This window comes from Mycolicibacterium smegmatis (assembly GCF_001457595.1).
Taxonomy (GTDB): Bacteria; Actinomycetota; Actinomycetes; order Mycobacteriales; family Mycobacteriaceae; genus Mycobacterium; species Mycobacterium smegmatis.
Window position 1 is genome coordinate 5,606,996 of sequence record NZ_LN831039.1, and the last position, 13,850, is coordinate 5,620,845.

The 13,850-nt window shown below is 67.6% G+C and carries 11 protein-coding genes; 4 read left to right on the forward strand and 7 right to left on the reverse strand.

The window, feature by feature from the left end; genetic code table 11:
- The first annotated feature begins 79 nt into the window (after positions 1-79).
- A complete protein-coding gene (locus AT701_RS26940; protein ID WP_011730586.1) occupies positions 80-1,936 on the forward strand; it encodes an LpqN/LpqT family lipoprotein in 1,857 nt (618 codons plus the stop codon).
- Between the two features lie 6 nt (positions 1,937-1,942).
- On the opposite strand, the gene AT701_RS26945 is transcribed toward AT701_RS26940, so the two are convergent.
- From AT701_RS26945 to sfnG, 6 genes are all read right to left on the reverse strand, one after another.
- Positions 1,943-2,596, reverse strand: a complete 654-nt coding sequence (locus tag AT701_RS26945) for an LpqN/LpqT family lipoprotein (protein WP_011730587.1) — start codon at positions 2,594-2,596, stop codon at positions 1,943-1,945.
- A 33-nt stretch (positions 2,597-2,629) separates the two neighbouring features.
- Complete coding sequence (gene purH, locus AT701_RS26950) at positions 2,630-4,213, reverse strand: bifunctional phosphoribosylaminoimidazolecarboxamide formyltransferase/IMP cyclohydrolase (RefSeq protein ID WP_011730588.1); 1,584 nt, start codon at positions 4,211-4,213, stop codon at positions 2,630-2,632.
- A gap of 10 nt (positions 4,214-4,223) precedes the next feature.
- On the reverse strand, positions 4,224-4,853 hold the full coding sequence (purN, locus tag AT701_RS26955; RefSeq protein ID WP_014878360.1) for a phosphoribosylglycinamide formyltransferase: 630 nt from the start codon (positions 4,851-4,853) through the stop codon (positions 4,224-4,226).
- A 10-nt stretch (positions 4,854-4,863) separates the two neighbouring features.
- Positions 4,864-6,327 (reverse strand): cell division protein PerM, encoded by a 1,464-nt coding sequence (locus AT701_RS26960; RefSeq protein ID WP_011730590.1) that lies wholly within the window; start codon positions 6,325-6,327, stop codon positions 4,864-4,866.
- Between the two features lie 60 nt (positions 6,328-6,387).
- Positions 6,388-7,287: a DUF5336 domain-containing protein gene (locus tag AT701_RS26965; protein WP_011730591.1), complete on the reverse strand. Its 900-nt coding sequence runs from the start codon at positions 7,285-7,287 to the stop codon at positions 6,388-6,390.
- A 146-nt stretch (positions 7,288-7,433) separates the two neighbouring features.
- Positions 7,434-8,564 (reverse strand): dimethylsulfone monooxygenase SfnG, encoded by a 1,131-nt coding sequence (gene sfnG / locus AT701_RS26970; protein WP_011730592.1) that lies wholly within the window; start codon positions 8,562-8,564, stop codon positions 7,434-7,436.
- Positions 8,565-8,707: 143 nt separating this feature from the next.
- Here sfnG and AT701_RS26975 point away from each other — a divergent pair, with 143 nt between their 5' ends.
- Positions 8,708-9,556: an LLM class F420-dependent oxidoreductase gene (locus AT701_RS26975; RefSeq protein WP_003896922.1), complete on the forward strand. Its 849-nt coding sequence runs from the start codon at positions 8,708-8,710 to the stop codon at positions 9,554-9,556.
- A gap of 2 nt (positions 9,557-9,558) precedes the next feature.
- On the opposite strand, the gene AT701_RS26980 is transcribed toward AT701_RS26975, so the two are convergent.
- Positions 9,559-11,082: an acetyl-CoA acetyltransferase gene (locus AT701_RS26980; protein WP_058126952.1), complete on the reverse strand. Its 1,524-nt coding sequence runs from the start codon at positions 11,080-11,082 to the stop codon at positions 9,559-9,561.
- 181 nt (positions 11,083-11,263) lie between these two features.
- On the opposite strand from AT701_RS26980, the gene AT701_RS26985 reads away from it, so the two are divergent.
- Complete coding sequence (locus AT701_RS26985; protein WP_003896924.1) at positions 11,264-11,881, forward strand: TetR/AcrR family transcriptional regulator; 618 nt, start codon at positions 11,264-11,266, stop codon at positions 11,879-11,881.
- A gap of 72 nt (positions 11,882-11,953) precedes the next feature.
- Positions 11,954-13,807: a S9 family peptidase gene (locus AT701_RS26990; RefSeq protein ID WP_011730594.1), complete on the forward strand. Its 1,854-nt coding sequence runs from the start codon at positions 11,954-11,956 to the stop codon at positions 13,805-13,807.
- Positions 13,808-13,850 lie beyond the last annotated feature (43 nt).

A 13,850-nucleotide genomic window follows, 5' to 3' on the forward strand; every position in this document is an offset into this window, starting at 1 on the left:
TGGGTACGCCTCAGACGCGTCGTCGTGCATGCCCCGCCAAAGTCGTGGCGAGTGCCCTCCGACCGGTAGTCTGCGGGCCATGCCGTTGGCTAGCGGTCAGGTCTTCGCGGGGTTCACCATCGTCCGGTTGGTGGGCACCGGTGGCATGGGCGAAGTGTATTTGGCAAAGCATCCGCGGTTGCCTCGCGAAGATGCCCTCAAGGTCCTCCCGATCAGTGTCAGCGCCGACGACGAGTTCCGGCAGCGGTTCATCCGCGAGGCCGACATGGCGGCCACCCTGTGGCATCCGCACATCGTCGGCGTGCACGACCGCGGGGAGTTCGAAGGCCGCCTGTGGATCTCGATGGACTACGTCGACGGCCACGACGCGGCGCGTCTGCTGCACGACAAGTACCCCAAAGGTATGCCGGCCGACGACGTCGTGGAGATCGTCACGGCCGTCGGCGACGCGCTCGATTACGCGCATCAGCGCCAGCTACTGCACCGCGACGTCAAGCCCGCCAACATCCTGGTGACCGAGAAGCACGGCACCAAGCGGCGGATCATGCTCACCGACTTCGGTATCGCGCGCCGCACCGACGATGTCAACGGGCTCACGTCCACCAACATCACGGTGGGATCGATGTCCTACACCTCGCCCGAGCAGCTCATGGGCCAGCCGCTCGACGGCCGGGCCGACCAGTATTCGTTGGCGGCCACCGCCTACCGGTTGTTGACGGGCGCACCGCCGTTCTCGCACAGCAACCCGGCCGTGGTGATCAGCCACCATCTGAACTCGCCGCCGCCGAAACTGGGCGACACCAAACCCGCACTGGCCAAGCTCGATTCGGTGATGGCCAAGGCGCTGGCCAAGGACGCCAAGGACCGGTTCGACACGTGCCACGACTTCGCGGTGGCGCTCGCCGAGGCCAACAAGGGCGACGAGTCGGCCGCACCCGTGACAGCCGCCCCGCCGCCGGTGATCACGCCGCCGGTTCAGACGGCCCCGCCGACGACGCCGCTCAAGGCGCAGACCCTGCCGGCTCCCCCGACACCCCCGACGCCTCTGTCGCCATCGAACCCGCAGGCGCCCACGGCCTCCCAGCCGCCGGTGTTCACCTCGTCGTGGGCAGGCCACGACGATCCGTCGGGCAGGCAGCCCGTCGCGGTCCCGGCGCCCGCCCCACCGCCACCGCCTCCGCCGTCGAACTTCGGTCCACCGCCGCCGGCCTACAGCCCGCCTCCGCGCAAGTCAGGAGGTGACCGCCGCAAGCTGATCATCGCCGCCGCGGCGATCGGGGCCGTGGTGCTGCTGGTGGGCGGCATCACGCTGGCTGTCACCTCCGGCGGTGACAACGACTCCGCGGGCGCGGCTGCCACGACGTCGGAGACGGCGTCCGAGACACCCGTGACGACGACGCCCAAGAAACCGGGCGAGCACGCCTACACGATCGCCGACTACATCCGGGACAACAAGATCTCCGAAACCCCGGTGCACCGCGGCGATCCCAACACGCCCGAGTTGACCATGCCGACCCCTCCGGGTTGGGCAGACGCGGGAACGCGCACCCCGGCGTGGGCGTATTCGGCGATCGTCAACGATCCCGCCTCGCCCACCGATCCGCCGTCGGTGATCTCGCTGATCTCGAAACTCGACGGCAATGTCGACCCCGAGAAGCTGCTGGAGTTCGCGCCCAACGAACTGCAGAACCTGACCGAGTGGGAACCCATCGGCGGCGTGACGCGCAGCAATCTCAGCGGGTTCCCGTCGGTGCAACTCGGCGGAAGCTATCTCAAGGACGGCAAGCGCAGGGCCATCACGCAGAAGACCGTGGTGGTCGACATCCCGTCGGGTATCTACGTGTTGCAGATCAACGCCGATTCGCTCTACCGCGATTTCGGGGCCCTGGTCGACGTCAACAAGGCCATCGACAAAGAGGCCACGATCAAACCGTGAGGCGCGTCAGCGTTCGCCCGGCGGCAGGATCTGGAAACCCTTGATGATCGTCTCGGCGTCACGCTGATAGGCCGGATTGTCCGGATCGGTGGTCTGCACCGTGACCGCGGCGACGAACGTCTTGGTCTCGGTGTGCAGCACCGCGCCGACGACGATCGCCGGATGTGGTTCCAGACCGCCCATCTGGGGCATCTGGTAGTGGATGGTCTCGGCGGGCAGCCCGCACAGGGTGTGCTTTTCGGACGAGATGTTCGTCGCGCCCAGGCCCGTCTCGAGCGCCTCGCGCTGGTTCTCGAACACCAACTCCGGATCCTGTTCGCCCCGGGCGGTTTCCAGGGTCACCACCGCCGTCGGCGCGAACTCCTCGGTGCCCAGCGCGGGGTTGCTCATCGCGAACCGGATCAACTCCGAGTCGAGCATCGTGTTGCGGGTCCAGCCCTGCGGCTGGGGAATCCGGAGGATCGGCTCCCCGGCCGCCTGGGTGTCGATGTCGGTGAGCGGCGCGTCGACCTCTTCGCATTCCGCGGCGGAGGCACCGCTTGCGGCCCCGCCCGCCAGGTCGGGGCCGGCCACCGACCGACCGTCGACCACCCGGGTGCACGACGCCGTGAGCAGCGTGAGTGCGAACAGAACGGCTGCTGCTTTCGGAGCGGTCGTCACGACTGCACCTTCCTCACGAGAAGGGACCGGTGGTCAGTGCGCGAAATGCCTTGCGCCGGTGAGGTAGAGCGTGATGCCGGCAAGCTCGGCAGCGGCGGTCACCTCGGCGTCGCGCACCGATCCGCCGGGGTGCACGATGGCCTTGACGTCGGCCTCGGTGAGTACCTGCAGCCCGTCGGGGAACGGGAAGAACGCGTCGGACGCGGCGACGGCACCGGCCACACGGTCCCCGCCACGCTGCACCGCGAGCTTCGCGGCGTCGACGCGGTTCACCTGGCCCATGCCCACGCCCACCGTGGCGCCGTCGCGCGCGACGACGATCGCGTTGGACTTCACCGCGCGGCACGCGCGCCACGCGAACACGAGGTCCTCCAACGTCTTCGGGTCGGCCGGTTCACCGGTGGCCAGCGTCCAGTTGTTGGGGTCGTCACCGTCGGCGTCGAGCGCGTCGCGCTGCTGCAGGAGCAGACCGCCACTGATCTGGCGCACCTCGGTGCCGCCGATGGGCGGTTGTGAGGCCACCAGGATGCGGATGTTCTTCTTGCGGGCGAGCACCTCGACCGCGCCGGGTTCGTAGGCCGGCGCGATGATCACCTCGGTGAAGATCTCCGAAATGGTCTCGGCCATCTCGACACTCACCTCGGTGTTGGCCGCGATGACGCCACCGAACGCGCTCAGCGGGTCGCACTCGTGGGCCTTGCGGTGCGCGTCGGCCACCGATGTCGACGAGATCGCGATGCCACAGGGGTTGGCATGCTTGATGATCGCCACGCACGTCTGCTCGTGGTCGAACGCAGCGCGCCACGCCGCGTCGGCATCCGTGTAGTTGTTGTAGGACATCTCCTTGCCGTGCAACTGCTCGGCCTGCGCCAGACCGGGCCACGCCGCGTTGTCGCGGTACACCGCGGCCTTCTGGTGCGGGTTCTCGCCGTAGCGCAGCACCGCGGCGCGGTGCCACGTACCGGCGAACCACTGCGGCAGCGACGGTTCGACGGCTCCACCTTCGGCGGAGCCCTCCTCCGGCGACAGCGTCGAGCCCATCCAGCTCGCGACCGCGACGTCGTACTCGGCGGTGTGGCGGAACGCCACCGATGCCAACTTCTTTCGCTCGGCGAGCGTGAAGCCGCCGGCACGCACCGCGGCGAGCACGCCGTCGTAGCCCAGCGGGTCGACGACCACCGCGACGCTCGGGTGGTTCTTGGCCGCAGCGCGCACCATCGACGGTCCGCCGATGTCGATCTGCTCGACGCACTCGTCCACCGACGCCCCGGAGGCCACGGTCTCGCTGAACGGATAGAGGTTCACCACCACCAGTTCGAACGCCTCGACGTCGAGTTCCTTGAGCGCCGCGAGATGTTCGGGCTTGCGGGTGTCGGCGAGCAACCCTGCGTGAACGCGCGGGTGCAGCGTCTTGACCCGGCCGTCGAGCACCTCGGGGAAACCGGTGACCTGTTCCACCGGCGTCACCGGAACACCGGCGGCGGCAATGGTTTTCGCGGTCGAGCCGGTGGAGACGATCGCGACGCCGGCCTGGTGCAGGCCGCGCGCCAGATCGGCGAGACCGGTCTTGTCGTAGACACTGATCAGGGCCCGCCGGACCGGTTTCTTGTCGCTCATCGATGTCTCCTCATCCGAAGGTCGCCTTTCGTCCTGTCCAGATCACGCCGCGTGTCGCCAGCGCTGCCAGCACGTCCACCAGGAGCCGTCGTTCGACGACCTTGATGCGTTCGTGCAGAGTCTCTTCGGTGTCATCGTCGTCGATCTCGACGACCTGCTGGGCCAGAATCGGCCCGGTGTCGACGCCCGAATCCACCAGGTGCACCGTGCACCCGGTGACCCGCACGCCGTAGTTGAGCGCCTCTCGTACCGCGTGGGCGCCGGGGAACGCGGGCAGCAGGGCCGGATGGGTGTTGACCACGCGACCCGGGAAACGGGAGAGGAATTCGGCGCCGAGGATCTTCATGAACCCGGCGGAGACCACCAGATCCGGGTGGTGCTCGGCGGTGGCGGCGGTCAGCGCAGCGTCCCAGGCCGCGCGATCGGCATGGTCTGCGAGGCGCACCGTGTACGTAGGCACGTCCGCGGCGGCGGCGACGTCGAGGGCCGCGCATTTGCGGTCGGTGCCCACAGCGACCACCCGCGCGGGGTATTCGCCCGTGGCGGCTTCCAGTAGCGACGCGAGCAACGATCCGGCGCCTGAAGCAAGCACCACCAGCCGTGCCGGTGCACTCGGAGGCACTCGTAGTGGTTGCTGCACTCGCAGCAGCCTAGTCCTCTGCATTGCGCGGTTTATCGCCGGACACTTCTTCGTCACCGAACTCGTCGACGAAGAAGTGGTCCTCGGGGTCCTCGTCGAGCAGGTCGCGCGGCGAGCGGGGCGCGACGGGCGCGCCGGCGTCGTCGTCGGTCTCAGCGGGCTCGGGCGGTTCGTCGGCGTGCCACGAGACCAGCGGCTCTTCCGGGGTCTCCTCGTACGGTTCGTCCCCGAACGGCTCGTCGTCGGGTTCGTCGGCTTCTGCCGGTTCGCCGAGTACCTCGCCCGGTACGACGGGTTCGGGTTCGGGCTCGGGTGCAGGGGGCGGGGCGGCAGGCGCGACCCGCACACGGCGGACGATGCCGCCGCTCATCACGACCGTCAGCCCGCCGATGCCGACGAACCACAGGAACACCGCGGGCCCGAAGGTGGACTGGTCGACGCCGACGTGACCGAAGTTCCCGAGCCTGCCGCTGCCCGCGTAGCCGAGCAGCGCCATCGTCACCGCCGAGATGAGCGACGCCACGATCAGCTTGGCCAGCGCCGCGAACGGCGTGAGCGGCCGCGCCGCACACTGCTGGCCGAGCGCGACGGCCGAGGCCGCGCCGACGATCAGCAGGGCCACCCACACCGGGCCCAGCGGCGGCGTCGGCGCCGCGGCCAGCACCGGCACGGCCGGGATGTCGCCGCCGAACACCGTGAACGAACTGAACGTCGCGAGCCCGATGTGGGCACTGGAGCCGACGGCGATCGCCGAGGTGCCGACGATGACATTGGGGATGTACAGCACCGACAGCCCGGTGAGGCTGAGCTGCCCGAACACCGTGTCGGTGATCGCGAACAAATCGTGCATGGTGCCCCAGTGCACGACGAGCGATCCGGCCGTCACGATTCCGGACAACGCGAACAGCGCGAGCACACCCGCGGATGCGGCACGAACCGCGTCGGGCAACCACTTCGGGAGCGGCGACGCGGCCAGCGTGCGCCGCCCGATCTTGGTGCTGACGCCGATGAGCGCGCCGATCGCGTGCACAGCGAGGACGCCGCCGAAGGCCCGCAGCGCGCTCGGGGTCTGCAGTTCGGTGATCACCGAGGCCGCGTCGTGGATCACGGCGAGCAGCAGCGCCGCGATCAGCAGCGGACCGCCGAGCGCGGACGCGACCACCCAGCGCGTGACGAACCACGACGAGTTCGGGGCTGTCGCAGCCGCGGTGGTCTTCGCGGTCCCCCACACCATCGCGAGGACCGGCAGCAACGGCATGACGCCCAGCTCGCGGCCACCGATCGAGACGGGGACCTGATGCACGCCCAGCCACATGCTGGCGATCGCGCCGAACGCGCCCGTCATGTCGCTGTTGGCGATGACCAGCTGCAACAGGACGACAGCGGCGATGATCACCAACGCCACGACGGACGGCCCGAACGCGACCCGAAGCAGCTCACGTGCCTGGCGTGTGCCGACTGGCCCGTTGTTCACTAGCTAAGCCGCTCCTCGCCGATGATCCGCGCGCACAAGTCGCAGCACGCGCGGATCAGCTTACGACGACGACTGGCCGGATTGCGGTGAGGACGGCTGCTGTCCGGGCTGTTGCTGCTGCGGCTGAGCCGGGACCTGCGACGTCGGCGCGGACGACGGACCGGACGACTGCTGCGGCTGGCCGTATGTCGGGAAGCCGGTGGGAGGCGTCGGCGGGCCGCTCTGCTGACCGTGCTGCTGACCGCCCGGCTGCGAGCCCGGCGTCGGGAAACCGCCCGTGGACGGGCCTGCCGAGTAGCCGCCGTACTGCGACGGGTAACCGGGGCGCTGCCCCTGCTGGTAGGACGGCTGCCCCTGCTGCTGGCCGGGCTGTTGTCCGTGCTGACCGGGCTGCTGGCCAGGCTGCTGACCAGGCTGCTGACCGTAGTACTGCGACGGGGCCCCGTACTGGCCGTACTGCGGCTGCTGCTCGTAGGCCGGCTTCGGCGGCGGCGGGGTGAGGATGCCCGAGTCGAACAGCAGCACCGTCAGGGCAGCGCCTGCCTGGATCAGCGTGAGCACCAGGATCGTGATGAACGCCCAACCGGAATCGCTTCCGGCGAGGATCACCAGGTACACCGACTGCAGGAACGCGACCAGCGCGAGCACCGAGGCGACACCCGCGTGGTTCTTCTGCTTGGGAAGCAGGCTCACGCCGGCCAGCAGGGCGCCGGCCAGGGCGGCCACCACGATCACCTGCACGATGGGTGCGCCGACGGCGAACTGCGCGTCCTCGATGCCGTAGCTGACGAAGTAGGCGATCAGGCCGGCGGCCGCCGCGACGCCGAGCAGGATCTGCGGCAGGCTGCTCTCCCCCGCGGGGGCGGTTTCGGCCGGCTTGCCGAACGGCTGGGTAGCGCCGTACTGGGACCCCGATTGCGGCGCGGGCGGATATCCGGGGCTACTTGGCGGGTAGGTCATGACCTCTCCTGTGCTGATCGAGCGTCGCGTCGTGCATTCCACGCAGGCATGGATGCGGACCTGGTACGGACCACGTAAGCGATCGAGACTCCACGCTAGCGCACACAAGTGGACCCGGAGCACACGCTCTCGGTGTCAGGCAGGTCTCAAGCTGATACCAGTACGGGTTCGTCGGCCGAATTCTGTTCGGACGCCTCGATTTCACGGACCAGCGGCAGCACCTTGGCGCCGAAGTACTCGATTTCCTCCTGGAAGTGCAGGAACCCGCCGAGGATCAGATCCGCACCGCGTTTGCGGTACGCCGCAATGCGTTCCGCGATCTGCTCGGGCGTGCCGATGAGCTGCGTGCGGAAGCCGTCGTTGTACTGGACCAGGTCCTCGAACGTCGAATCGGCCCACATCCCCTTCTTGTCACCGGTCGAGTTGCCTGCCTGCTGCACCGCACTGCGGAAGCCTTCCACGGCGGGCTTGTTGGCCTTGGCGACGATCTCCCGCAGCACTTCCTTGGCTTCCTTTTCGGTGTCACGGGCGATGATGAAGCCGTTGAGCCCGAACTTCACCTCACGGTTGACGGTGCGGGCATGCTCACGCACGTCGACCACCTGCTCGGTGAACCCGTCGAAGTCCTTGCCGTTGGAGAAGTACCAGTCCGCATAGAGACCGCCGTTGCGCCGCGCGGCGGTGGAGTTGCCGCCCTGGAACAGTTCCGGATGCGGCCGGCCTGGGACGTCGACGGGCTTGGGCTTGAGGGTGAAGTCGTGGATGCGGTAGAAGTCGCCGCGGAAGTCCACGTTGTCCTCGGTCCAGATCTTGCGCAGGACCTGCAGGAACTCGGCGCTGCGCCGGTAACGCTCGTCGTGCTCGAGCCACGGCTCACCGAGGTGGATGAACTCGTCCTTGAACCACCCACTGACCACATTGACCGCGAAGCGACCGTTGCTCAGGTGGTCGGCGGTCGCGCCGAGTTTCGCCAGCACTCCCGGCTGCCAGAGCCCGGGGTGCACCGCGGCGATCACCTTGAGGCGTTCGGTGGCCAGCAGCAGCGCGAGCGAAAAGCTCGTCGACTCGTGCTGGTACTCGGCGCCGTAGCTGGCCTCGTAGCGCACCTGGCTCAGCGCGTACTCGAATCCGTTGTTCTCCGCGGTCTGCGCGAGCTTCTTGTTGTACTCGTAGTTCCAGTCGGTGCGCTGTTCGATGTCGCTGGTGACCAGGCCGCCACTGACGTTGGGCACCCAGTACGCGAACTTGATGTGGTCAGCAATGCGTTCGGTGGTCATGGGCTGACATCTCAGCAAAAGCCGATGCGGGTGTCACAGGTATCACTCGCGCTGAACTTTTCTTGACAACCCCCGCCATCGGGTTGCCCCGACGATCGGCACGGCTATTGCCCCTCAGACTGAAACACGTTCTAATTCTGGTCATGGACTACGGGCTCGTTCTCTTCACCAGCGACCGCGGCATCACGCCGGCCTCAGCCGCAAAACTCGCCGACGACCATGGCTTCACCACGTTCTACGTGCCTGAACACACCCACATCCCGATCAAGCGGGAGGCCGCCCACCCCACCACCGGTGACGAGTCCCTGCCCGACGACCGCTACATGCGCACGCTGGATCCGTGGGTGTCGCTGGGCACGGCCGCTGCCGTGACCTCGCGGGTGGGGTTGTCGACGGCCGTCGCGCTACCCGTCGAACACGACCCCATCACGCTGGCCAAGTCCATCGCGACACTGGACCACCTCTCCGGTGGGCGCGTATCGCTGGGTGTCGGTTTCGGTTGGAACACCGACGAACTCGCCGATCACAAGGTTCCGGCGGGCCGGCGCCGCACGATGCTGCGTGAATACCTCGAGGCCATGCGGGCGCTGTGGACACAGGAAGAGGCCTCGTACGACGGGGAATTCGTGAACTTCGGCCCGTCATGGGCGTGGCCCAAGCCGGTGCAGGCACACATCCCCGTTCTGGTGGGCGCGGCCGGGAACGAGAAGAACTTCAAGTGGATCGCCCGCAGCGCCGACGGCTGGATCACCACGCCCCGCGACTTCGACATCGACGAGCCCGTCAAACTGCTGCAGGACATCTGGGCCGCGGCCGGACGTGAGGGTGCCCCGCAGATCCGGGCGCTGGACTACAAGCCCGACGCCGAAAAGCTCGCCCACTGGCGCGATCTCGGCGTCACCGAGGTGGTGTTCGGCCTGCCCGACAAGTCGGAGGCCGAGGTCGCGGCGTACGTCGAGCGGTTGGCGGGCAAGCTCTCCGCGCTGGTCTAGCGTTACGCCAGTACGGCGCGGTTGCTCTTCTCGCCGGGGGTGACGACGATCTTCGCGCCGATCGGGTCGCCCTCGCTGAGCAGCTTGACCAGGTCCTCGTCCTTGGTCTTGGCCAGGAAGCGGCTGCCGTCGTCGAGACGGCCGATGATGATGCCGGTGTGCGGCGTCCAGTCGTAGCGCACGGTGTAGGTCTCGATGGTGCCTGTGCCGTCGGCCTTCTCGGTGATGGCGACCTTGGGCTGCGCGTCGTGCTCGGCCTGCAGTTGCGCGCTGTTGTCGGCGACCCAGTCGGCGGGCTCGGTCGAGTAGATGCCCACCGAGTACTTGCTGGCGATGCCGCCGTTGGCGCCGACGAGCGCGAACTGACCGGGCTTGTCACGCATCTCGTTGACCGCCTCGGCGATGCCGTGCATCGAGTAGTTGTTGCCCGGGCCGCCGAAGAACGGCAGTCCGCCGGTGAGAGTGAGGCCACGCGGGTCGTCGGTGGCCAGCCCTGTGCCGTCGCAGATGTTGAACACCGGGAACGGGAAGCAGCTGTACAGATCGAAGGCCGCCACGTCGTCCAAGCCGATACCGGCCACGCGCAGCGCCTCGTTCACCGCGGTCACCGAGGCCGGGCTGGCACCGATGTCGGCGCGCTCCAGCAGCTTGGGCTCCTTCATGTCGGCGTGCCCGCGCAGGTACACCCACTTCTCTTCGGGCACACCGAGTTTGCGTGCGGATTCCACCGACATCATCAGCAGCGCGGCACCCTGGTTCACCTGGTCGCGCGCGACCATCAGACGCGGGTAGGGGTCGACGATCATGCGATTCGATGCAGTGACGGTGAGCAGTTCCTCGACCGAGCGCTCCGTCGGCGCCGACGAATACGGGTTCTTGGCGGCCACTTTCGAGAACGGGGCAAACAGCTCGGCCATCGCGAGGCGATAGTCGGCAACCGAGAGGCCCAGGCGGGCGCGGCGGGCGTTCTCCAGAAGGCCGTACTGCACCGGGGCACCGATCAGGCCGTGGCGGATCGTGTACTCGTCGAAGATTCCGTCGTACCCGTAGCCGCGGTCCTCCAACTGCCCGTCGACGGTCTCGGAGTGGTCCGGCTTGTTCTCGGCCTTGGAGAAGTGGCGCAGCGTGGAGGTGTTCTCCGAGCCGAAGATCAGCACGACGTCGTTCTCACCGGCCGCGATCTTGCCGCCGAACTCCGTCGCGAGGTGCTGCGGGCTCTGCCCGCCGATCACCTCGAGCACGGCATGGGCCGGGTCGGCGCCGATGTTGCGCGCGACCGAGCGCGGGTAGTTGCTGGAGACGCCGAGCGGGGCCGATGCCGGGCCGGAGATCTCGAACTGCCGGGTACCTGCCACGGTGTCGATGGCGCGCGCCACGGTATCCGCGTCGGCCCCGCAGTCATGCAGGGCGGCCTTCGCGGCCTCGGTCGCCAGCTCGACCGACGACATGCCCCGATAACCGTCGAGATCGATGCGTTCGGTGAACTGTCCCACGCCGACGATGACAGGCGTACGCGGATCGACCATGTGCAACCTCCTTGACAGGTGTCAATTCGCCAGGCTAACCGAACGCCGTCCAGACGCAAAACTGTCGCTTCCCGCGCCGAAAAGGTCAGGTTTACGTCTGCTCGCGAGGGGATCGCACCCGGCATCCCTTGCCAAACCTGTCACTTAGTGACACTGTGGAGCTGTCACTAAGTGACAGGAGGTGAGCATCAGCGAGAAACAAGAGCAGGCCCGTCTCGACGTGTCACGGCACGCCTGCAAGCTGTTCTGGGAACGCGGGGTCTCCGGCACCAGCGGCGACGACATCGCCGCGGCGTGCGGGCTGTCGACGCGCACGATCTGGCGGTACTTCCGCTCGAAGGAGAGTTGTGTCGAACCACTGCTCGCACGGTCGGCCGAGCGGTTCATCGAGGTCCTCCGACGGTGGCCACACGAGCTGTCATTGTCGGAACACCTTGCCGTGAACAACTATTCACACCCGTTCTCACCACAGGACATCGAGGACGAGATCAGCGCGATGCGTATCGCGACCATGACCTCGTCCGAGCCTGCCCTGCGCACCGCGTATCTGATGGTCCACGACCAGATGGAACGAGGCTTCATCCCGGTGATCGCCGACCGGTTGGGCCTCCCCGAAACCGACCTCACCGTGCGACTGAGCGCGGCCGCGGTCACCGGGGCGTTCCGCGTGGTCGACGAGGACGTCAGCCGGGCAGTGATCGTCGACGGTGAGAACGTCACCGAAGAACAGACACTGGCACTCATCGACCGCGCAATCCGCGAAGCCACCAACGGCCGCCTCGGCGGACCCGTCACCTGATCCACCCGCACCATCCCGGACCTGCACCCCAGGCCCGGTGCTCGACGCCGCCCACCATCCGGAAGGACCATCATGCCGCTCCCGCAGCCGATCTCGGTCGAGGACTTCTTCAGACCGCCTGTTCGCGCCGCCGCGAAGATCTCGCCCGACGGCACCAGGATCGCCTACCTCGCACCATGGCAGAACCGGCTCAACATCTGGGTGGAGAACGTCGACGGATCCGAAACCCGTTGCGTCACCGCCGACGAGAACCGCAGCATCTACATCTACGAGTGGACCGGGGATTCTCGCTGGCTGCTGTACATGCAGGACACAGGTGGCGACGAGTACTTCCACGTCTACCGCGCCGACCCCGACGACCCGGCCGCCACGGCTGTCGACCTCACGCCGTTTCCGGGTGTGCGTACGTCGTTCGAACTGCTCAAGGGTCGGCCCGGCAAGGTGATGGTGCAACTGAACAAGCGCACGTCCACGCTGATGGACGCCGCCGAACTCGACATCGCGACCGGTGAGTTGACGGAGCTCGCGCAGAACCCCGGCACCGTCACCAACTGGCAGGCCGGGCCCAACGGGGACCTGTTCACCTCGACGCAGACCGCCGAGGGCGACATCGAGATCGCCCGATGGGACAGCGCTGCAAAGACTTTGCGCACGATCGCGACTTATGACGGAGCCGACTACCCGCTGGGCATCCACCCGATATCGGTCAGCCCCGACGGCACCGGGCTGTGGTTCGGCTCGAACAAGGGCACCGACCGGACCCGCCTGGTGCGACTCGACGTCGCCACCGGTGAAGAGACCGAGGTGGACAGTCACCCGTCATTCGACCTCGCCACACAGGTGATGCTGCCGTTTCCGTTGATCCTCAGCGAAGCGACGGGTGAGCTGATCGGCGCCCGCTACTACGGGGAACGTCAGGTGATCCACGCGCTGGATCCGCAGTTCGCAGCGGTGCTGGAAGGTGTGAGCCGGCTCAACAGCGGCGACATCGGTTCTCTCTCGTCCGATAGCAGCGGAGCGCGTTGGGTGGTCAGCTTTTTCAGCGACCGCGATCCCGGCGTCACCTACTTCTACGACCACGCGACAGGACAGAGCCGCAAGTTGTTCCGGCCACACCCGCATCTCGATCCCGACACGCTGGCCCCGATGACGCCGGTGACCATCCCGGCACGCGACGGCCTGGACCTTCCGTCGTACCTGACGTTGCCGGTGGGCATCCCGCAGGAGAACCTGCCGATGGTCCTGCTGGTGCACGGCGGACCGTGGGCTCGCGACTGCTGGTATTACCAACCCGAGGTGCAACTGCTCGCCAACCGCGGATATGCGGTGCTGCAGGTCAACTTTCGCGGCTCGACCGGGTTCGGCAAGGCCTTCACCAAGGCCGCCATCGGCGAGTTCGCCGGCAAGATGCACGACGACCTGATAGACGCCGTGGACTGGGCGGTCAAGCAGGGCTACGCCGACCGGGACCGCGTCGCGATCTTCGGCGGTTCCTACGGCGGGTACGCCGCGCTGGTGGGCGTCACGTTCACCCCGGACGTGTTCGCCGCGGCCATCGACTACGTCGGCATCTCCAGCCTCGCGAACTTCATGCGCACGCTGCCGGACGTGGCGCGACCGTTCCTCGCCAACAACTGGCACCGCTACGTCGGCGACCACGACGACCCCGTGCAGGAGGCCGACATGCTCGCGCGGTCACCGATCACGCGCGTCGATCAGATCCGCGCGCCGCTGCTGGTGATCCAGGGCGCCAACGACACCCGCGTGGTGCAGGCCGAATCCGACAACCTCGTCGAGGCGCTGCGCGCCCGCGGCGTCGAGGTCGAGTACATGGTCAAAGACGACGAGGGCCACGGCTTCGTGAACCCCGAGAACCGCATCGACCTGTTCCATGCCGTCGAACGCTTCCTCGCCGAGCACCTTTGATTCCGCCAAACACAAAGCTGCCCCTTTTCCGACGAAAAGGGGC